Origin of the sequence: Adlercreutzia sp. ZJ304 (assembly GCF_011039075.1) — a bacterium.
In the GTDB taxonomy this organism is placed as follows: domain Bacteria; phylum Actinomycetota; class Coriobacteriia; order Coriobacteriales; family Eggerthellaceae; genus Adlercreutzia_A.
On sequence record NZ_JAAKEG010000005.1, the window covers coordinates 130195 to 151567 of the forward strand.

Below are 21373 nucleotides of genomic sequence, written 5' to 3' on the forward strand. Positions count from 1 at the left end.
TATTGCGTAGAAAGGCATTGCGCAGAAAGCGCAAAATTATTCCCATATCCAAAAAAGTTGACTCAAATGGTCAAAACTTCCGACTTTCCATGGTAGAAAGCGCTAAATCGCGTTGCGTAAGCCAAGGAATTCCCTGTTTGCCCAGTGTTCTCCACAATTCAGGTCAACCATGGGGCAGTTCAACCGTGGAAAGCTGGAAGTTTTGACCATTTTTCCAAATTTTTATGCCATTTCTTCCAAATAGAAGTGCTAGAACAATCTATACCCATTGGCAAAGTGCTACAGCACATGACTGTTAGAAAATACGCGCAACAATACGCAACAACACTTAAGATATAAGAGCGCAGTTGCAGGAATAAAGGAGGAGTTTTGCCCACTATCGTAGTTACCGATACCGATTTCGGCGATTCAGAATTTGAACGCCAAATGATAGAGGCCGCGGGCATAACTTTCCGCGCATACAATGAACCGGATGGGCGCCACCCTACCCAAATAATCGAGCATCTACGCAAAGCCGATGGAGCCATTACATCATACGGCGAATATTCCGCAGAGGTATTTGCCGCACTTCCGCAGCTGAAAGTTGTTAGCAAAACTGGCACCGGAATAGACAACATAGACGTTATTGCCGCCACTAAAAACGGCACGCGAGTGTGCAATGTTCCATGCTACGGCACCGAAGTGGTATCTGACCACGCAATAGCACTTGCCATGTGCGTGCTGCGTCGCATTAATGAAATAGATGCAGACATGCGCGCTGGCATATGGAATTTTCGTCGCCACCGCCCATTGGGGCAGGCGCATGGGCGCACATTCGGCGTGGTGGGCATGGGAAATATTGGACAAGCTGTAGCCCGCAAAGCACGCGGTCTTGGATTTAGCGTTATAGCGTGGGATAGATCGGGCACGCCCAATTGCACATCGCCCGATGGATTTACCTACACTACGTTTGAAAATTTACTGCGCGAAAGCGATGTAGTTAGCTTCCACACAGCGTTGGCACCGCAAACACGTCACATGCTGAACGCGCAAAACATTGGCATTATGAAACCAGATGCAGTGGTGATAAACACCTCGCGCGGGGCAGTAATAGATACCGATGCGTTGGCAGAGGCGCTCTTTAACGATAAGTTGTGGGGCGCAGGTATAGACGTGTTTGAAGACGAGCCAGTAGACCCCGCATCGCCAATATGTCAAGCGCCGCATACAGTATTAACTTCACATGCCGCTTATTGGTCGGAAGAATCTGCCGTAGAACTGCGGCGCCGCTGCACTCAGAATGCCATCGACGTAGTGCTAGGGCGCACTCCCGAAAACTGCGTGAACTAGGTAGCTAGGTAGCTAGGTAGCTAGCAAACCCTTTCGACGACGGCGATACTCAGCCATAGGCTCTACTAGCACCCCGCGCTTATTCGAACTTATAGCTAAGTTCCCCTGAATATTGGCAACATAGCCACTTTTTGGCTTGCCGTCGGAAAAAGCTGCCAATACTGCATCAACAGACGCAGTATCGATACGCTCGTCGGCACCCAACAACCGCTTCAGCAGCTTCACCACAACTCTGCGCTGAAGTGGCATGCGAACTTCGCCGAATACAGGCAACAACTTAAAAAACGCACCACCTTCAACCATATCTACACGCTCTGCAATAATTTCGTCTGCCATAGCATCTAGCATATCGTCTTCATCGGCAATTAAATCCATCGTGCGCGTAAGAGTTTGCGGCATACTAGCGCTCCACTCCTTGGCTTGCGGCACAATCTTGTGACGCACATATGCCCGAAATCGGTCAGTATGCGCATTGGTGGCATCTTCGCGCCAAAGCGCACCGGCGGCATCTTCCATAACATCAAGCCCAGCATCCTTGCGCGCGCAAATATAGTCGCGCAGCTGTTCGCGCGTGCAATTCAAAAGCGGACGCACAACCGGTCCGTTTTTGCGCTTCATACTTCGAAACCCACCGGGACCAGTGCCAACAATAGAGCGCATATAAAAATTCTCAATGCGATCATCTGCCGTATGCGCTGTTACAATGCGCCCCTCAGAAAGCGGAACGCATTCATGCAAACACATTGACGAAAGCGCCTCATTTGCAGCCGCATATCGCTCGCGCCGCGCCACAGCCTCTACGTTGTCGCCCGACCTAGCAGCCTCACCCGCCACGTCCACTTCGCACACAAATAGCGGAATATCCAAAAGCGCAGCCAGACCAGATACAAATTCCGCATCCTCATCTGAAGCACAACCGCGCAGTTTATGATTTACGTGCAGCATAGCCACAGGCCCTACCTTGCCCGCCGCACGCGCCGCCGCCATCAAATACGCCAGCGCCGTAGAATCGCTGCCGCCAGACACCATCAGCAAAACAGCAGAGTCGGCACAAAACAGCCCGTATTTCTCCGCAGTACCGCACATTGTATGCATCAATTCATTATTCATAATGCCTCCTAGGTGGTATTCTAATATGTAACACAACCAAGCGATCAAATAGAAGGGAATATCGAATGGATGCAAAAGTTTACGAACTAATTAACGACCAAATTAACAAAGAACTGTACTCGGCTTATCTGTACATGTCTTTTGCCGATTATTACGAAGATGCTGGACTGAACGGCTATGCGAACTTTTATATGGTTCAGGCTCAGGAAGAGCGCGACCATGCGCTTATTTTCCGCAAGTATTTGATAGAAAACGACCAAGTGCCGAAGCTGGGAGCCATCGCTCAGCCAGACAAAACTTTCACCGACTACATGGGTCCGCTAAAGGCAGCGCTTGAGCACGAGCAGTATGTCACCAGCCTTATTAATGACATTTATGCTGCAGCTGAAGAAGTAAAAGATTACCGCGCAATGCAGTTCTTGAAGTGGTTTATTGATGAGCAGATGGAAGAAGAAGACACCGCCCGCGATATGATTACCAAAATGGAACTATTCGGCGAAGATAAGCACTCGCTGTTCGAGCTGAACCAAGAGTATGCCGGTCGCGCATATAGCGTTCCCAGCCCTCTGGCTGCCGAGTAAATTATTAAACGTTGAATATATGAAGACCGTCTCTTGGCGGTCTTTTTTAATGCATAAAAGCAGTATTACGGTAGAATTACAACCTAAAAAACGCAATGCAACTGGCGCAACTACTGGTAGCTGAGCTTATTGCAAACCAAAATCGCTAGAATTCGATAGACGATTGATCTAGGCTCTTTCGAATGCAACCACAAACGCCAGCTCGGTACCAAAGTACGAAAGGCTTTTATGCTTCAACTTAAGAATATCCGCAAGTCCTACACCACAGGTGATTTCACACAAGTAGCACTAGATAATGTATCAATCAATTTCCGCGATAATGAATTCGCTGCCATACTTGGACCAAGCGGTTCGGGCAAAACAACTTTACTGAACATAATTGGTGGACTAGACCACTACGACTCTGGCGATCTGATAATAGATGGTATATCCACAAAGAACTATAAAGATCGCGATTGGGACACTTTCCGCAACAACCGCATCGGTTTCGTATTCCAAAGTTACAACCTTATTCCGCACCAAACCGTGCTTGCAAATGTGGAACTGGCACTGACTCTTTCCGGCGTAGGTCGCGAAGAGCGACGCAATCGCGCAATAGATGCACTGAAGCGCGTAGGATTAGGCGACCACGTTCACAAAAAGCCAAGTCAGCTATCCGGCGGTCAAATGCAACGTGTCGCCATAGCGCGCGCACTAATAAACGATCCGGAAATATTGCTAGCCGACGAACCTACCGGTGCGCTAGACAGCAAAACCAGCATCCAGATTATGGATTTGCTAACAGAAATAGCGAATGACCGCCTAGTAATTATGGTTACGCATAATCCGGAATTGGCTGACACATACGCAACGCGCATCGTTAATTTAGCCGACGGGCACATTCTTGCCGATACCGACCCATACGCCCCAACAACAGATGAACTAGCCAGCCTAGCCGCGAAGAAGCCGCGCCGCACATCTATGAGTTTCTTAACGGCACTTTCGCTTTCTTTCAACAACCTTATGACCAAAAAGGGCCGCACAATAATGACGGCTTTCGCGGGAAGCATTGGCATTATTGGAATTGCTGCCATTCTTGCATTGGCGAACGGCGTAAACAACTACATAACCAGCGTAGAGGAAGAAACCTTGTCATCTTATCCGTTGCAAATTACAAGCACCGGTTTCGATATGACATCAATGATGGTATCTAGCATGGGTATGGTCAACGAAGAGACGAATGAAGATTCTAAAAGCACAAATGGCGACGATACGGTGGTGCACGAAGCCAACGTAATGAACAGAATGTTTGAAAGTGTAGGATCGAACGATCTGGCATCGCTAAAAGAATTTCTAGACAGCGGCGAAAGCAACATATATGAATTTGCCAACGATGTGGAATACAAGTACAACGTAACACCACAAATCTATTTGGCAGATACCGAAAATGGCGTACAGCAGGTTAACCCTGACACTACATTCTCTTCAATGGGCATGGGCTCTAGCATGTATACAAATAACATGATGTCAACCATGATGAGCACCGATATGTTTGCTCAAATGATGGGCACTATGGATATGGCTAAAGAAAGCTATGACGTAAAGGCTGGTCATTGGCCCGAAAAATACAATGAATGCGTGCTTGTGCTTACCGAAAACGGCAGCGTAAGCGACTTTTTGCTGTACATACTGGGTCTGCGCGATCATGCCGTGCTAGACGAGATGGTGCGCGCATTCATGAACGAAGAAGAAGTTGTGACCGAGGTAAACGACAATGCCGTATTTACCTATAGCGACTTCCTGAACTTGAAATTAAAGCTAGTTTGCTCAGCCGACTACTATCAGTATGACGAAGAATTTGGTGTCTGGATAGACAAATCAGACGATGACGAATATGTAAAAGGCCTTATAGAAAACGGCGAAAATTTGGTTATATCGGGCATTGTGCAACCTAAAAATGGTGCCACTTCAGCCATGCTAAACTCTGGCGGAATTTACTACACACCAGATTTAACTAAGCATTTGATAGAACAAGCTGGTGAAACGCAGATAGTAAAAGACCAATTGGCAGAGCCAAATACCGATGTGTTTAACGGCAAATTGTTTACGGAAGAAGACGAAAAAAGTTCCGATTTCGATATGAGCAATTTATTCAAGGTGAACACAGGTGCGCTGCAAGCGGCATTCAAGTTTGATGAAAGCAAGATGAAGCTAGATTTGAGCGACCTTGATGTTAATTTTGATTCGTCCAGCTTGCCGCAACCTAATATTGACTTTAGCCAGATGGGTTCGCAGATGCCCGGCGATAGCGGCGGCGACAGCGGTAGCGGCGGCGGCAGCAGTAATGGCGGCAGTAATGGCGAAAACGCTGACATGGATATGTCGGGGATGCAAATTAACCAAGAAGTTGCTGCAAAAATGGTTAGCGATCTTATGGCAGACTTCCAAAACCAACTAACCACACTACCCGGCACCACCATGCCAGAAAAAGTGCAGGCATATATGGCAAGCGACAGCGCTAAAGTCATAATTTCTGACGCGATGGCAAATGGTCTAATTGACACCAGCGCCATGCAGCAGCAACAGCTTGAACAGCAAGCCGCCATGCAAGAGTATCTTAATAATTACATGACACAGTACATGACCGAAGTTATGAGTGCGCTTTCCGCGCAAATGCGTACAGCGATGACCACCGCTATGACCCGAGCAATGAACCAGCTGTCCGAGGGAATGTCGCAGGCTATGAGCATAGATGCTGAAGCTTTCAAAGACGCCTTCGAATTCAACATGACCGACGAAGAACTTACAGAACTAATAACGTCGATGATGAGCGGCACCGAAGCTTCATTCGATAATAATTTGGCAAAATTGAACTACGCACAAATTGATAATCCTTACGAAATAGACATTTTTGCCAAAGATTTCGAAGCTAAGCAGGGCATTATAGACATACTAGATTCTTATAACGATCGCATGAATGAAAGCGGTCAGGAATCGAAAGCAATAACCTATACCGACATTGTGGGCGCATTAATGAGCTCGGTAACTACCATCATAGATATGATTAGCTATGTGCTTATAGCGTTTGTGTCTATCAGTCTTATTGTTAGCTCAATAATGATAGGAGTTATAACCTACATAAGCGTGCTTGAGCGCAAAAAAGAAATTGGTATACTGCGCGCAATTGGCGCAAGCAAAGGCAACATAAGCCAAGTATTCAATGCCGAAACTGTTATAGAGGGGCTTATTGCGGGCGTGCTTGGAGTGGGTATAACTGCGCTTTGTTGTATACCGATAAGCGCCCTTGTGTATACGCTATTTGATGTTCCAAATGTAGCCAGCCTACCATGGCAAGCCGCTTTCATTTTGGTAATAATAAGCGTTGCGCTTACATTTATAGCAGGTCTAATTCCTGCCAGCAGCGCCAGTCGGAAAGACCCGGTAGAGGCGCTGCGTTCGGAATAAAGTTGGCGCGATAGTGGCGCGATAGTGGTGCGATAGTGGTGCGATCAGTGTCGATCGATGACGCGATCGGCATTTGGTGCGATTCTTTGGCACGCTGCTCTTTAGTACGATTGGCTACAGGCTTGGACTACAGGCCTTGGGAAGTTTTTTGCAGAAAAATGGTCAAAACTTCCGACTTTCCACGGTCGGATTGCCATGAAGGCAGCTTGAATTGTGGAGAACACTGGGCAAACAGCATTTGGTAGTGCATCTCTAGGGGCTATTTTGTGCTTTTCACAGTGGAAAGCTGGAAGTTTTGACCATTTTTGTAACTTTTTTGAACTAGGAAGCTTCAACCTACTTTGCATTTGTATTTCTGCGGCGGTAAGGGGGCAGTTACTTTGAGAAGTTGCCAAAATCGGGCGACAAGTAACTTCTCAGTAACTTCTCGACTAACAAAAGCTGCAAAGTTTGTATAGTAGATAACTCCCGACACATTTCTGCAAGATTTGCACTCATTAAAAGTTGCAACTATGGGGATTTGAGATATCAATAGGTGTTGCAAACAGTTGGTTTTGACATGAAATCTGTATGTCACTTGATATCGCATTTTTGATACACAGATATAAGGTTTGCAATCTAGTCTTGATTAGAAGATTTATAAGTCTTCTAGAGAAAGAAAAGACAAACATGGATGAGCAAGCTACTGTTTCTATTACTAATCAATTTATGTTCAATCGCGTAATGATTCAAAAAGATATATGTAAAGACTTTCTAGAGTGTGTATTAGGTAAGCAAATTGATGACCTAATCTATAAAAACGCAGAACAAGCAATAGAACCTAGACTAGATTTTAAGAGTGTTCGACTTGATTTGTTTGCTAAAACAAAAAATGAAGTTTTTGATATAGAACTACAGATTCAACAAAGAGCAGATATCGCTAGGAGATATAGATATTATCAAGCATCTATTGATACTACATCGCTTGATAAAGGAGCAGACTACGATAAGCTACCCACAAGCTATATTATCTTTGTTTGCAATCATGACCCTTTCAAAGCAGGACTTCCTGTATATACGATAGAGAGAGTATGTATTGAGAATAATAGTATTCCTATAAAAGATGATTCTCACTGGATTGCGCTTAACTGTAAGGATTATAAGAAGATAAAAGATAAGCATCTACTTTCTTTTATGGAGTATGTCTTCACTGGTAAAATAGATAAACAAGACAAACTAGTTAAATCTATTGCTAGTGCAGTAGATAGAGCCAATGAAGATAGAGAGTGGGTGAATAAGGTGTTTTCTGTAAGTACAATAGGAGAAGATTGGGAGCGAGAAGTACGTATAGCCCGCAGAGCTGCTCTAAAAGAGGGAGAAGAACGAGGGCTAGAGCGTGGGCTGGAACGCGGAATCTTGCAAGGACGAGTTGAAGGCTTACAACAAGGGCGTGCGGAAGCCGCACGCTACGACTCTCTTATCAAACACCTATTTGCCGCTGGACGCGAAGCTGACGTTCTTAAAGCCTCTAAAGACCCAGCCTATCGCGAGCAGCTTTTTGCTGAGTTCGGCATTTAATATACAACTAAAAGCAATTCGTAAATTCAGGCTTTAGTGCCTATTCTTTTGAAAACTCCATCCCGGATATAGCGTGTCAAAGAGTGTGCCATTAGGTGCAATCCTTTGGCACGCTGCTCTTTAGTACGATTGTCTACAGACTTGGACTACAGACCTTGGGAAGTTTTTTGCAGAAAAATGGTCAAAACTTCCAGCTTTCCATGGTCATAGCGCCACATAGCCAGCTTGAATTGTGGAGAACACTGGGCAAACAGAAAATTCGACACCTTTTTGATGCCTTAGTAGGCACAATCTCGCATTCAGAACCATGGAAAGTCGGAAGTTTTGACCACTTTTCTAACTTTTTTGAACTAGGACGCTTCAACCTACTTTGCATTTGTATTTCTGCGGCGGTAAAGCAAAACTGCAGTAGCGCTTGCAAGTGCAGCTATACCAACTAGACCTGTAGCAATAGGCGCATTTAGATCTCCTGTTTTGGCAAGAGACTGCAGGCGGTGAACCCCTCTTGGTGCTTTAGAGCTTACAGGTCCAAAGGTTATAACTACGTCGTGGTTTTTATCAATGTTAGATATGGTGTATGAACTACCTGTTGTAACAGGTATATTTACTCCGTTGTCTTCAATAGATACAACTCTATATCCTGTCTCTATTGTGTAGTTTACAGAGTAGCTAGCACCCGCTTTTACTTGTACAGATAGCGTTTCATCTGTATTGGACGTACCTGATATCATGCCACCTTTTCCTTTAGCTTTAGCGGTTATAGTGTATGTATCGTTTGTAGGGTGTGCAGGGTTTGGGCTAGCACCCTTAGGAGCAAACTTTACATCCACCTCTATTAGGTCTGTTGCACGAGACTTTAAGTAATCGGATGTAATTACATATACTTTGTCGTCTGCTCCTGCCCGAGATGCAGCATATGCTTTTTCTATACCAAGAAGGCTAGATAAACTACGCTTGCTATTTATAGCTTGCGACCGCATCTTATAAGAAGCATCTCTTTGCTTGGTGTTTCTGTTTTGCACTTCTTCAGCAGCCGCTATATCTGCATCAGTTGCCGCCTTTAACGTACTAATGTCTATTTCTTGCCCGTCAATTTTCAAAGATACAAGTTTACTTCCGCTTTCCGGTTGTATGACTATAGGCAAATCGTTCTTTTGCTTCCATTGGAACTTGCCACTTGGAACAACTGTACCTTTACCCTCTAAGCTTGTTTCTGTATCAATGTCTGTCTCAACTTTGATGTCCATATCTTTTGCGGGAGTAAACTCACCGGATATGGTATGTGTATCTTGCGGACTATGAAAGACAATCGAGCCTGTAATTGGATCTAGCGTAAAGCTATCACCGGGCATGCCTGTGTCTTTGTCTATAAATGCGTACTCCCCTGTAGTTGCATCGTATGTAATGCCTGCTTGCGCCATTGCCGCCGGGTCATCTTTTATCTCGTATTCATCATCTAGAATAACTGTGCCATCAACTACAACTTTATCTAGCACTTCATGTGCGTCCCCCGAATCGAAGTAGCTGTTTTCATCTTTGTTGCTGGGCTTTACAGTAGCTGTCTCATCAGGACCAATTGGCTTTGCGTCATCTGGAGGTGTTGGCTTGCCTGGCTTTTTGAACGCGAAGCTAACGATTGTGTCTTTTTGTACATTTGTAATGGTAAGGGTGTTTTCCTTAGTTACCCAACTAGTTACATCTGTTTGAGGCGTACCGGCACCATAAGAAAGAATGGCGCTATCTAGCACATAGTCGTCCTTAGGCTCTATAACAAGCACTACCTCGTTTCCTTTAGCAACATGTACTGAAGATACCCACTGTGTGTTTGTTTGCCCAAAACCAACACGGGCATGCTCTGTATTGTAGCTAGCAGATACTGTGAAGTATTTTGTAGGCTCGCCTGAACCAAATGCAAAGCTAACCGCTATTGTCATGTCTTTGTTAAAAGAGGGAATAGTGTAGGTGTCACCTTCTACCTTAAACTCTTCATTGTTTATGGTGACACAATCAACCTTACAGCCCTGTGCCGGCGCAAAGTACAGTGTTAGGGGCTTGTTTTCCTCTAAAGTGTATGAACCGTATTGTTTGCCAACCTCAAATACAAGCGTTTTTCCTGCCTCTACCCTAGTTGCAGGAATCTTTTCTCCTACATAAGTATCTCCATGAGGAACATCTCCTAAAGCTGCACCTGACGTAAGTGTTAGCGTGGAAGCCTCTCCTGTATCTGCTTGTTTAAACTCAACACTAAATACAACTCTAGATGCCCTGCCATCCTCGTTGAAGTTGCTTGGGAAAGTATATGAATTGCCACTATATGTGCCATATGGGGCAGGAGCATCTGTATCACTTGCATGCGGAATTACATACTCTGTGCCGCTCACGATTAGCGACACTTTGTCCACTGCATATCCAGAATATGCCTCAAATAAAAACTCTGGACAAGAACCATATGCAAAAGTTGCACCCTCTGTATCAATTTGTCCGCCTGCACTTGCACGCGTCTCTACACTAAATGCACGCTTTTCATCTTCTGGGGGAAGCACTTTGGAAAGTGCGAAAGAGCCTATCTCGCCTGTAGTGTTTGTGCCTGTAAGTTTGAATGTAATTCCCTCTTCTGTAATTGATACATCTGTAATGCCTAGGCTTGCTGCTGTATCTTTGTCAGCTAGAGTTATAACATTCCACTTGCCCTTAGCATCTAGCGCCATCAATCGATAATCAGCAACAGAAGCTGCATCAAAGCCCGCAAGAGATGAAGTGTTTAGCTTAACTAGTATGTCTTGTTTGTAGGCATCGTGTCCCGCATCGATTCCTGTAAGTGCTACCTGCCATACGCCCTCTATGCTAAGTTTTCCGTTTGCTGCACTTTCAAATGCAGCATATACAGGAGATGTTTTATCCATAGTGCTGCTAGCTAGTACAGCTCCCCTATAGATTGCACCTGTAACACCTGTGTCTGTGTCCACCCCATCAATTTCAGCTGTTGGACCACCCGCTACCATCCAAGTGTAGTTTTTGCCTTCAATATCGTCATAGAAAGGACCTACTCTATAGCCTTCCTCGCGCACAACAATAAAGGGCTTATCTTCGTTTTGTTTTGCAATGTTTCCAGAGCTGTCTTTTACCTCTAGCCAATACCAATAGGTTTTGCCTTCCTCTAAGTTGTCGTTTTGAGGAAAGTGTTTGCATGTGGCAGTGTTTGTGTCGCTATTAAATGTGATGGTGTCACTAGATGAAGATACAACTTTGCTTGTCGCATAAGCAGCGCTATAGTCTGCACTTTCTAGTGCTTGCGCCACCCTCCAAGTTGCACTTAAACCACTTGCATCTTCACTACTTATACCCACCACATACATCTCAATTGCACTGCCTGATGTATATTCTTTCTCAAACATAGAAAACTGTGGGTCTGCTATAGAAAAGCCATCTTTTTGCCCTATTAGATAGATACTGCTTTCGAATTGTCCGGAAGTGTCAAAGTCTTTGTCTTCATAGTGTATTTTTGTATCCGCAAAGGCTGATGCAAAAGACAGCGACACAATAAGAGCTACTGCCAAAAGACATGCAATTAGCTTATCTATATATGTGCGAATAGTGCTTCCCATGGCTTAATCCTTTATCCCTTTATGTGCCCTTAATTTAGAACCTTTATGTTTACTTTTGCTCCAGCTTGCCCTATTTCTTCTTCTGTTTCTGGATCAAGTGCGTGGAATAGTGCTGTGCAATCGTAGGTACCTGCAGGAAGGTCGACATCTAAGGTATCGTTTTGAATGTGATGATTTGGCTCTATAATGCCCGATTTGTATATGACTTCCCCTGTATCATCGCGCGTAATATCTACCTGCATTAGATATCTGTTTCCCGGAACATTTTCTATTCGAAGCGGTCCCTCAGATGCGCCGTCTTTAAACTCAGTTTCACTAGCGATAGATATGTTGAACATGCCCTCTTCTACTTTGCGGTCAAGCTCGGCTCGTATCTCTTCTTCCGACTTGCCTTCAATCTGCCCTATGAGTGCATTTGTATCACGCGTACTAGGCTGTTGGTCGCTCCACCAGAAATATCCAAACACACATGCTGCAACAATAGCTAGTACTGCTATAACAATAGCGATATAGAAAGCAGCTCCGCGTTTGCGCTTGTTTTTAGACGCGGAATTGTTTGCAGGATTTGCCTGCGCACTTGTTTGCGGGTTTGTATAAGAGCCATTGTCTATACCGCTATTGATATGCATTTGTGCATTGTTTTGTGTATTTGGGTTATCCTGTGTCATGTCTGTCCTTTTTAGGGTAGATGGGTGGAGCCGCCGCTCCATCAAGGTTTGGCGGCTCCCCGAGGTATAAGACGTTACGTCTTATTAGTTGCTTTTTGGTACCTACGCCCGATTAAGCATTATCGATGATCGATATGGTGTAAGTTAGGGTTACTGCATGTGTTGAGTTGACAGCGTCAAAACCTTTTTTATTAGTGCCGTCATAGAGTTCCTGGCTAGGTACTGCTACGCCAGACATATTAAGATTCAAAGTTTCCCCAGCAGCAATATCGAAAAGACCCTCAGTAAGAGTAACTGTAGGATCTTTCAAAGTGATAGATGTGCTCATAGCATCAGTCTTCATAGCCAGATATATCTGAGAATTAGTCTCGGGGTATTTTGAAGGAGTCGCAGGAACAGTCAGGGTGTTATCAGCTAGCTCAAACTTAGCGGCTGCTACTGGCGCAACAGATTCAATCTTTACCGCCGCTGTTCCGCTATTTGTGATGGCATATTTAGAAGCGCTAGGAGCAATCAAATTGCCACCTTTTTGTGCTACAGAAAGCGGAAGGTCTACAGGAACCGTAACACTAATCTGACCTTCAGTTGTTGGTGCAGCGATACCATTTACAAGAACCTTTGTATTAGCATTATTGATAGTGTTCGTACCTTCATAGTCTGGCGGTGTTACTGCAGCGAACGCAGGCATAGCACAACCCAGCGCCAGCGTGGTAGACAGTGCAACTGCTCCAAATAACTTACTTGTCTTCATGGTCTTTCCTCCTTGTTTTGTTCATGACCATTTCTTAACTTTTTTATATCCAAGGGCTCCCATGCCCTTTGATACCTTGATGTCCGTTAAGGGAGATGCCGGAATGCTCAGTCGCTCTGCAGTCTTCGCTCGGCAGAAATGTTCACAGAACATTTCTATTCGCTGCCAAACTCGCTTTGTGAGCAAACCGATATCTCCCTTAACTACCTTGCCTTTCTTGCTGTTCTTAAAAATGTTTCACGTGAAACATTTTTTGCATGAGTGGTTCCTAGTTCAGTACGTTCAGTGTTACTTTTGCTGCAGCTTGTCCCACTTCTTCTAAAGTGTCTTGATCTATCGCGTGGAAAGTTGCTGTAGCTTGGTAAGTTCCTGCATCTAAATCTTTAGAAAGCGCTATATCTTTGATGTAGGAATCGGGCTTTAGTCCACCTGATTCATAGACTTTCTCGCCAGTGTCATCTAGCGTTATGTCTACCTGCATCACATATGGGTTGCCGGGCACGTTTTCAATGTACGCAGTACCGGGTGCCGCGCCGTCTTCAAACTCAATCACAGAAGCAATGGAAATGTTGAACATGCCCTCTTCTACTTTGCGGTTAAGCTCTTCTTGTATTTCTTCTTCTGTTTTGTATGGGGCTTGACCAATTATGGAATTAGCATCGTAGAAGTTATCTTTGCTGCAAAACGCTAAACAAAGAGCAACTATTATTCCTATTGCAACCACAAGCGCAACCAAAACAATAACAATTGTTTTGCCAGTGTTAGATTTCTTTTGCTGCTGTACTGGCATTTGCATGTTTGGCTTTTTAGCTTGCTGCTTAGGCGGCTTCATATGAACTTTGTTGTCTTGCATCGTTTGCCTTTCTTTTCTCTTGCGTTCCCGATAACTTCTTTATTCAGAAGGTGCCACGCACCAGCGAATTGTTGCTAATGGTTTATCGCCTGTGTTGTAAGTGCCATCTGTTGGTTCGCCAAACTCAGCCTTCCATGCATCAGCGCCCTGCCAGCTAGCTCCGTTAGACATAAGCGACAGCGACCAATACTTCGTAGCGTCTTTTCCAAGAGATCCAACTAATAATTTGTAGTTGGGTGTGGAAGGTTCGTTATACAGAAGCGGCAATGCACTTTTTACTCCAGAGTCGTTAAAGCTGAAATATGCTTTGTCGCGATTAGCTTCATCATTGAACAACCACGAACCCGTTTCCCCAGCTAGAGCATAGGCGCTAAAGTCAATGGGCACTACAGTTTCTGATTTAACCTCTAGCGATACAGGAATCGAATTGCCTGTTTCTATATTGAAGGCAAGAGACTTATCTGTTGGAATTGTGCACTTCAGGCGAAGTGTCCAGACCGCATAAAGGGAAACTTCTGCGCCTTCTTGGTCGGCTAGGGCACCTACTGTGGCTCCTGCACCATATTCTGCTGTGGTAGCGCCTTTAGTCTTAGACCAGCCAGCAAGAATATAGCCTTCCTTTTTGCAGTTTTCGTTCTCTTCGTTATAAAGCGTTACTTGACCTGCGCCACTTGTTACCGTCTGAGTAGTAAGCTGCGTGTCCCCATCAAAGTATTTGATTGTGTATGTGTAGCCATTTGGCTCGTAGTAAAGGTTAAATACGTTTTGTGTCGCATCTACTCCAATAGTTAGTGTTTCAGGAGTACCGCTAACAAAGTTGTATCCATCTATTTCTGCCTTAACACTGTCAAGGGTAATAGTCGTGCCATACTCTGCCGATTCGGTTTTAGATTCTTTGACAGATGTAAGCGGATTGCTGTCTATTAAGTAGTAATTAACCGTGTAGTTATAGCTTGCTTTTGCACAAGTTGCCGTAATGGTAATGTCTTCTGTTGTGCCTGTAGGAATTGTGGCTGTATAAGTATTGTTTTCGCCTTTGGCAATTCTCACGTTATTGTTCGTGCAAGACCAAGTTACTTTAGTAATATCGTATCCCGTGCTAGCCTCAACCGTTAAAGTAACTGATTGCGAATCGTTTTCACTGTAGGTATAGCTAGTAGGGTTAGCTGTAAGTGTTTGTACGCCTTCCCCGGCTTTTATATTAACGGTGTATGTGTTGGCGCGCCATTCAGCTGTAAATGTATTAGTTGAAGAGTCGCACGTCCATTTGGAAAGCGTATATCCAGTGCGTGTAGGTTCGGGAAGCGTAACGTTTGCTCTAACAACCATCGTGTAGTTTTCGCCAGATTTTGTCCAACCCGCGGGGGCGGATGCAAACGATCCGCCAGCAAGAGCCATGGTGATTGTTGTTCCAGTATCAACTGCAACAGTTTGTGTGCCAACATCGCCTGACTTATAAGTTACGTTGAATTGCTGCACCCACTGAGCAGTAAATGTAGTGTTTGATAGTGCCCAACCACCAAACCTGTAACCTATACGAGTAGGTGTTGGCATCTCAATTGAGCCGTCCGTTACATGGCGTGTGTAATTAGAGCCAGATTGAGTCCAGCCAGTAGTTATGGCTGTGCCACCTTCTAGCTTCATGGTTATCTCTGTGTTGTAATCAAATGTGGCAGATGTGGTATTGCCCGACGTGTCAACATACGAAACGCTATATTTATTGATAGTCCAGTGAGCATAGTAGGTTGTATTTGTAGGTGGCAAAGGTTCACTGTTGTTGTTTACCTTATAACCACTAGTGTCTTTAGTAGTCCACCAACCATCAAAAGTGTAGCCAGTCTTTGTTGGGTTCGGCGTTGGGCAGAACACACTAGATGTAGATGAATAAGTTTGCGTTGTATTGCCTACAGTGGTTCCACCTTGAGAATCCCATGTTAAGGTTATGGTGTTGGCTGTCCAGTGAGCATACAGGGTTTGGTTTGAGGTAATAGTTACTTTCGTTGAACTAGTTACTTGCGTGCCACCAGAAGCGTCCGTGTACCAACCTGCAAATGTGTAGCCCGCGCGAGTTGGAGTTGGAAGATCCTCATAAGTTGAATCGTATGTAACAGTTTTCGTTGTAGGGCTAACACTACCGCCATTAGCATTGAATGTAACGGTATATGTGTTGGCATCATATTGGGCATACCAAGTTGTATTTGCACTTACTGCTGTAAGAGGTGGAAGTATACCTGATGCTGCCTTTTGAGTGCCAGCGGTAGCTGCATCATACCAACCCTTAAATGAATATCCTGTAGCAGCAGTTGCCTTCGGGAAAGTTGAGGCGGTGTATTTCGTACCTGTGCAAGCCGCATCAGAATACCAACCTTTTCCACTCCATAGATATACCTTAGTCGGACTAACAGATGAACCACCATTGTCTGCATTGGCATTTAGTGTGACTGTATAGACTACCTTGTCATATTGGGCATACCAAGTTGTATTTGCACTTACTGCTGTAAGAGGTGGAAGTATACCTGATGCTGCCTTTTGAGTGCCAGCGGTAGCTGCATCATACCAACCCTTAAATGAATATCCTGTAGCAGCAGTTGCCTTCGGGAAAGTTGAGGCGGTGTATTTCGTACCTGTGCAAGCCGCATCAGAATACCAACCTTTTCCACTCCATAGATATACCTTAGTCGGACTAACAGATGAACCACCATTGTCTGCATTGGCATTTAGTGTGACTGTATAGACTACCTTTGCCCAAATTGCATAATAAGTAGCATTTGTTGTGCCAACGTTTATAGATGTTGAACCTGAAGTGGCGTTTTTATTCGTGCTCCAGCCTACAAACTTATAACCTGTCTGAGCCGTTGGGACAGTTGAGCCGTTATAACCTGTTACTGCTGCATCCCATGCATGACTAGATGTTTTTGCTGCTTTGTCTGTTGTGGTGCTACCCCAGTAGCCTCCGTTAGGATCCCATGTTACTGTCACTTTTGAGCCATCGGTTACACGGATGCCGAGAGTTGTTGTAGCCGTAGTAGACGTTGTTGCAGAAGGATTGCTAGTGGTGTTATTCATATCCTTCTGACCATCGGTTATGCGAATACCAAGTGTTGTTGAGGCAGTAGTAGACGTTGTAGCAGACGGATTACTAGCAGTATTGTTCATGTCCTTTTGTCCGTCTGTTACGCGAATGCCAAGTATTGTTGTAGCGGTACTGCCCGTAACAGGATTGGCGGCATAGGCGCTCTGCGGCACAACAGCCGATATGGCAGATACAAGAAGCGTGCATGCAAGAGTTATGGCAAGAATCAAAGCAAGCCAAATGCGTGTATGCGTGCTTTTTCTATTTAGCTTATCTTGCATTGTGAAAAACGCTCCTTATATATAACGGCTGTCTAGTTGCCACACAATTTAATTATCTAAAATTCAAATAAATAGCTCGATACGAACAGAAGTACTAGAAATATCAATTAAATGCTGCGCAGAATTAAACGAAGCATTCAGCCCCTCAAAAAAATGGTAGACCCAAAGATCATAAGCAGAAACAAGGAGCTACGCCGTAGAGAGTGCTAGCGCTAAGTTGAGTGCTTGGATTACCATACGTATAAACACCGCTAAAACAATATCCCCCGAACCGACTAACCGAACGGAAATACCACGCACAAGCACTCTCATTAAAGTTTTTTACAAGATACGATTTTTGAAGCTCAGCCCGATCGGTAGTGTCAGAAGAACCCAAATCATAATCAAACAAAAGATTGCTATAATATTCATATTGATAGCCTTCATTGTAAACCCAAAGTCTAGGATTAGAATCAGTATAGTAGTCCGTCGATGATACTTCATTTGAACTAACAAGAAAAAATTTATCTTGAGAAATTGCAACATATGGACTATTGGAACTATAAGTCGGTCCATATTCTTTATTAACAGTAGCAACAACTTTTTTGATATCCGCTGGAGCATAGCCGTATATCGCTCCACTATTCATGCTTGCTCTAAGCGGCATTGCGCCCCAACCATTAGAACAATCACTAGAACTGTTCATTTTAGCTTTTGCAACTAATGCGTCTGATTGGAAAGTCAGACCTGCTTTGCCTGAGCCATCTGATAGGTTGTCATGCAATATACCTATAATGTTAGTCTTGATTGCTTTATTAGTTAGGGCATTAGCACCTGTTTCAGTATTGTTCCAATATGTTTTACATTCATAGCCTCGATATCTATACACAAAACCTGCATACATGCCATAGTAGAGAGAGTTCTTACCATTTTTGGATATGTCTTGTGCATGACCTTTTACATCATCGGCATTGTAAACTTGCCCTGTTACAGAATCCTTGAGATAGAAGCCGTTAGTGGCATTGAGAGTAGGCACAGTTGTGCCATAACTGCCAGCGGGTGCATAAGTGGTAATTGTGTAAGTAACTCTAGATAGAGGATATACAGTCTGACCTTTGTCAGCTTTAGCGGGTTTTACTTTTGCATTGGCATTAGGAACGTCATAGCTATTGGTTAAATTTAAGCGATAGGTGCAATCAAGAGTACTATCGGCACCTATAGTAAAAGTGTCGCCAAAGACTCTATAACTAGCATTAAATAATCCGCCATCATAACTCCCGTCCTTGTATTTCATATTGAGAGCCTTTTCGGGCTGTCCTGTGGGATAGAGACTATAGAGGGTTTGATTCTCAAGAGTAGTATTGTTTCCGGACAAAGAACTGCCTGCTTCTGTTAACACTTCTTTTACTTTGCCTGATGCGTATTCAGCAGTAGTTATCTTAGTTATCATTACAGCACTTTTGCCAGCATTTCTGAAAGATGTAGGAGCTTCTATGCAGGGAAGAGGGTTTGATACATCATAGCCTGATGCGCCACCAAAGGTTACAACAATAGGCACTGTAAGACTGATAGAAGTATTTGCTGCCATCGTTTGTATTCTGTCTTCTGTATCTTCGCCTTCCATTAGGCTTTCACCACATGCAGGACATACGAACTTTACTTCGTATACATTTTCATCATCAGCTGATACTTCATTTCCTTCTTCATCAAGATATTTGCATGCATCATTTATCTGACATGCAAAGAAAGACTCACCGCAGCTTTTGCATGTAGTTAGGTCTTGTTCGCTGTTGCCATCTGTACCATCACAGCTGTCTGTATGATGCGGGTTAGCATTGTTGTTTTCCGCTACATCTACAGTTCCGTTAGCTTTGCTGATTGGAAGCTCTTCTGCAAATGCCATACCCGGACCCATGGTAAGTGCAAGTGCAAACGCAAGAAATATCGATGTGATTTTTGTCCTTTTCCTAATCGTTGTCATGGTCGTGTCCTCTTTCCCCCTGCTAGGTGGTATTGCCTATATATCTATTTGGTTTTGCTTTGCTTGATTGTGTGATTTAGCTAAGGTGTGCTGTTCCGCTTATTACTCCTGCAGCTGCACTTTCATCAATTGGCAGCGTTATAGTTACCTCTACCTTTGATGAGCCGGGTTGTTTACATATAACAGTGTTTGTGGATGTATCTATACTTATGGCTGAGCCATACGAATATGTTGCTTTCGATTTACCGGGAGTAAGCAGGTAGCCATCTTCTCCATATAGGTTGGCTTCATCTCCTACTTGTAGGTTTGCTACATCGGCTGATAGCTTTACACCGTATGGAAGTAGGTGGTTGTTAGCTACAGGTGTTCCTATGTTCCACTTGTAGTTTTCACTTTCGATGTATGGAGTATAGATTTCTGTATTAGTTGTACCAACTAGTGCATCAGGGCTTATGTCTTGTACATCTCCCATTGCTACTATGGTTGTGTTGTTTAGGTTAGCTAGAGCACCTGATGCAATTGCTTGTATGCTTTTTGGAAGCACGAGGATGGTTGATGCTGTGCCTTTAAATGCAGCCTCATCTATTGTTGTTGTGCCTTCACTTATACCTATTGAGTTTAGATTGGTGCAGTTTTCAAAAGCATGCTTGCCTATTGTTGTAACGCTTTCAGGAATGCTTATGGCTACTAGGTTTTCACTGTTTGCAAAGCCTTCATCTGCTATGGCAGATACACTGTATTCTGTGCCATCCAGTGCCGCGCTTGCAGGAATGCTTATAGCTGCTGGCATACCTTCGCCTGTCCACCCAACAGATAGCGTATTGTCGGGCAAAAGGGTGTATGCAAATTCGCCTGTTGGCTGCTGATTGACGCTATCTTGCGGTTTTGCAGGGCTTACCGGGATTGTTGGGCTTACCGGGCTTTCAGTACTAGTAATAACACCCGGCGCTGCTACAATGGTTGTAAGGTCTGCCGTATATATGCAATTGTTCCGCACGGCAAAAGAATCGTTTTCGGTGCTCCCTTGAAAAGAAATGACAGAAAGCTTGGTGCATCGGGAAAGTACGCAAGCAGGGACAGATGTCAAAGATTCAGGGAGCACCATCGATTCCTTACCCTGCGGGACCAAGATAAGGCTAGTTTTGTCGGCGCTGTAAATTGCGCCATCGTAGCTGGCGTAAGTTGCGTTGTTTGGCGCAATGTTTACTGCCTTTGCATTTGGGAAAAGCTGAAAAAATGTTGGATCTATTTGCGCGACCGTTGCCGGAATGGTTATGGTTTCCACATTTGCGGCTAGGTTTTCTTCGCTAAACAGATTTTCTGTATAAGGGTTGCAGTTTTCGGGTTTATTAGGGACGTTAATTTCAGTTACTGTATATAGCTTGCCGCCGTTGGCAACTTGTTCGGGTATTTCAATGCTGAGCGCAGGCTTGTTGGGCACAGGCTTGCTTTCGGGAGTGCCTGTGGCAATGTCTGCGGCAACATTTGTGGCAGCGCCAGTAGCAATGCCTGCAGCGATATCTGCTGTAACACCTATAAGCGACACGGCTGCTTCATCTTCCGCATTAATTGCGTATACAAGCCCATTGCTTTCTATAGTGCCTTCTGTAGGCATAGCCGTGGCACTTTCGTTGCCACCTAACGATGCGGTGCTTTTGTCGGCAGCGCTGCTAGGTGCGTTCAGGCGCACATCTTCGCTGACATGATTAGCACTTGAGGCGTTTTCCGCTAAAGCGGACGACTGATTTTCGCCGTTTTCCGCAGCATAAGCCAGCCCAGCTGACGGGCACATAGCTACAGCCAATGTAAGCGACAAGAAAGCAGACACCGATTTGGTGGGAAATTTTGATAAGCCCACAGCCTTCGGGCTTGCGCCCGGCTTGGTGCGTGTGGCTGTTTCGCACACAAAGTTCTGCAATGCTGTTTGCATCCCTATGCCCCTGTTCGACTTTGGTGCGACAACTTAAGTCGAATGCGGAACACGAATGCAACAACTAAAGAGCGATTCATAATGAAGGGCATCCAACTTCAGTTGTCACACCAAAAGCAGCCACTTATTGTTAAGCTAAATAGTCACAATCAGGGCAAAGGATGCCCTTCACAATAACTATTAAACCTAACAATAATTACTGAGGAAACGTAAGAGACGTGCCCCGGCTGC

Annotated in this window: 12 protein-coding genes; 4 read left to right on the top strand and 8 right to left on the bottom strand. The window is 44.5% G+C overall.

Annotation, left to right across the window (positions count from 1 at the left end; translation table 11 throughout):
- Positions 1-369 precede the first annotated feature (369 nt).
- On the top strand, positions 370-1329 hold the full coding sequence (locus tag G7Y46_RS03895) for a C-terminal binding protein (protein ID WP_165252619.1): 960 nt from the start codon (positions 370-372) through the stop codon (positions 1327-1329).
- 12 nt (positions 1330-1341) lie between these two features.
- Here the strand turns inward: G7Y46_RS03895 and tilS are convergent, their stop codons facing one another.
- Positions 1342-2439, bottom strand: coding sequence for a tRNA lysidine(34) synthetase TilS (tilS, locus tag G7Y46_RS03900; protein ID WP_165252621.1), 1098 nt, complete (start codon positions 2437-2439; stop codon positions 1342-1344).
- 65 nt (positions 2440-2504) lie between these two features.
- On the opposite strand from tilS, the gene G7Y46_RS03905 reads away from it, so the two are divergent.
- The 3 genes from G7Y46_RS03905 (at position 2505) to G7Y46_RS03915 (ending at position 8021) form a co-directional block, all read left to right on the top strand.
- Positions 2505-3020: a ferritin gene (locus G7Y46_RS03905; protein WP_165062809.1), complete on the top strand. Its 516-nt coding sequence runs from the start codon at positions 2505-2507 to the stop codon at positions 3018-3020.
- 228 nt (positions 3021-3248) lie between these two features.
- Positions 3249-6464, top strand: coding sequence for an ABC transporter ATP-binding protein/permease (locus tag G7Y46_RS03910; RefSeq protein WP_165252623.1), 3216 nt, complete (start codon positions 3249-3251; stop codon positions 6462-6464).
- Positions 6465-7133: 669 nt separating this feature from the next.
- Entirely contained in the window at positions 7134-8021 is an 888-nt protein-coding gene (locus G7Y46_RS03915; protein ID WP_165252625.1) for an Rpn family recombination-promoting nuclease/putative transposase, read from the top strand.
- 365 nt (positions 8022-8386) lie between these two features.
- Here G7Y46_RS03915 and G7Y46_RS03920 read toward each other — a convergent pair whose 3' ends face one another.
- The 7 genes from G7Y46_RS03920 to G7Y46_RS03950 all read right to left on the bottom strand — a co-directional run bounded on the left by G7Y46_RS03920 (position 8387) and on the right by G7Y46_RS03950 (position 21142).
- Complete coding sequence (locus G7Y46_RS03920; RefSeq protein WP_165252627.1) at positions 8387-11626, bottom strand: hypothetical protein; 3240 nt, start codon at positions 11624-11626, stop codon at positions 8387-8389.
- Positions 11627-11655: 29 nt separating this feature from the next.
- Positions 11656-12294 (bottom strand): hypothetical protein, encoded by a 639-nt coding sequence (locus tag G7Y46_RS03925; protein WP_165252629.1) that lies wholly within the window; start codon positions 12292-12294, stop codon positions 11656-11658.
- A gap of 112 nt (positions 12295-12406) precedes the next feature.
- On the bottom strand, positions 12407-13045 hold the full coding sequence (locus tag G7Y46_RS03930) for a hypothetical protein (protein WP_165252631.1): 639 nt from the start codon (positions 13043-13045) through the stop codon (positions 12407-12409).
- Between the two features lie 268 nt (positions 13046-13313).
- Positions 13314-13898: a hypothetical protein gene (locus G7Y46_RS03935; protein WP_165252633.1), complete on the bottom strand. Its 585-nt coding sequence runs from the start codon at positions 13896-13898 to the stop codon at positions 13314-13316.
- Between the two features lie 39 nt (positions 13899-13937).
- The gene (locus tag G7Y46_RS03940) at positions 13938-17252 is read right to left on the bottom strand and encodes an InlB B-repeat-containing protein (protein ID WP_165252635.1); all 3315 of its coding nucleotides are present in this window, start codon (positions 17250-17252) and stop codon (positions 13938-13940) included.
- Between the two features lie 169 nt (positions 17253-17421).
- Positions 17422-19212, bottom strand: a complete 1791-nt coding sequence (locus G7Y46_RS03945; protein ID WP_165252637.1) for a DUF6273 domain-containing protein — start codon at positions 19210-19212, stop codon at positions 17422-17424.
- Between the two features lie 76 nt (positions 19213-19288).
- Complete coding sequence (locus G7Y46_RS03950) at positions 19289-21142, bottom strand: leucine-rich repeat domain-containing protein (RefSeq protein ID WP_165252639.1); 1854 nt, start codon at positions 21140-21142, stop codon at positions 19289-19291.
- Positions 21143-21373: the final 231 nt, after the last annotated feature.

Coding starts and splice junctions, on each gene's coding strand:
- tilS (WP_165252621.1), bottom strand. CDS start 2,439: ATGAATAATGAATTGATGCATACAATGTGCGGTACTGCGGAGAAATAC.
- G7Y46_RS03905 (WP_165062809.1), top strand. CDS start 2,505: ATGGATGCAAAAGTTTACGAACTAATTAACGACCAAATTAACAAAGAA.
- G7Y46_RS03910 (WP_165252623.1), top strand. CDS start 3,249: ATGCTTCAACTTAAGAATATCCGCAAGTCCTACACCACAGGTGATTTC.
- G7Y46_RS03915 (WP_165252625.1), top strand. CDS start 7,134: ATGGATGAGCAAGCTACTGTTTCTATTACTAATCAATTTATGTTCAAT.
- G7Y46_RS03920 (WP_165252627.1), bottom strand. CDS start 11,626: ATGGGAAGCACTATTCGCACATATATAGATAAGCTAATTGCATGTCTT.
- G7Y46_RS03925 (WP_165252629.1), bottom strand. CDS start 12,294: ATGACACAGGATAACCCAAATACACAAAACAATGCACAAATGCATATC.
- G7Y46_RS03930 (WP_165252631.1), bottom strand. CDS start 13,045: ATGAAGACAAGTAAGTTATTTGGAGCAGTTGCACTGTCTACCACGCTG.
- G7Y46_RS03935 (WP_165252633.1), bottom strand. CDS start 13,898: ATGCAAGACAACAAAGTTCATATGAAGCCGCCTAAGCAGCAAGCTAAA.
- G7Y46_RS03940 (WP_165252635.1), bottom strand. CDS start 17,252: ATGCAAGATAAGCTAAATAGAAAAAGCACGCATACACGCATTTGGCTT.
- G7Y46_RS03945 (WP_165252637.1), bottom strand. CDS start 19,212: ATGACAACGATTAGGAAAAGGACAAAAATCACATCGATATTTCTTGCG.
- G7Y46_RS03950 (WP_165252639.1), bottom strand. CDS start 21,142: ATGCAAACAGCATTGCAGAACTTTGTGTGCGAAACAGCCACACGCACC.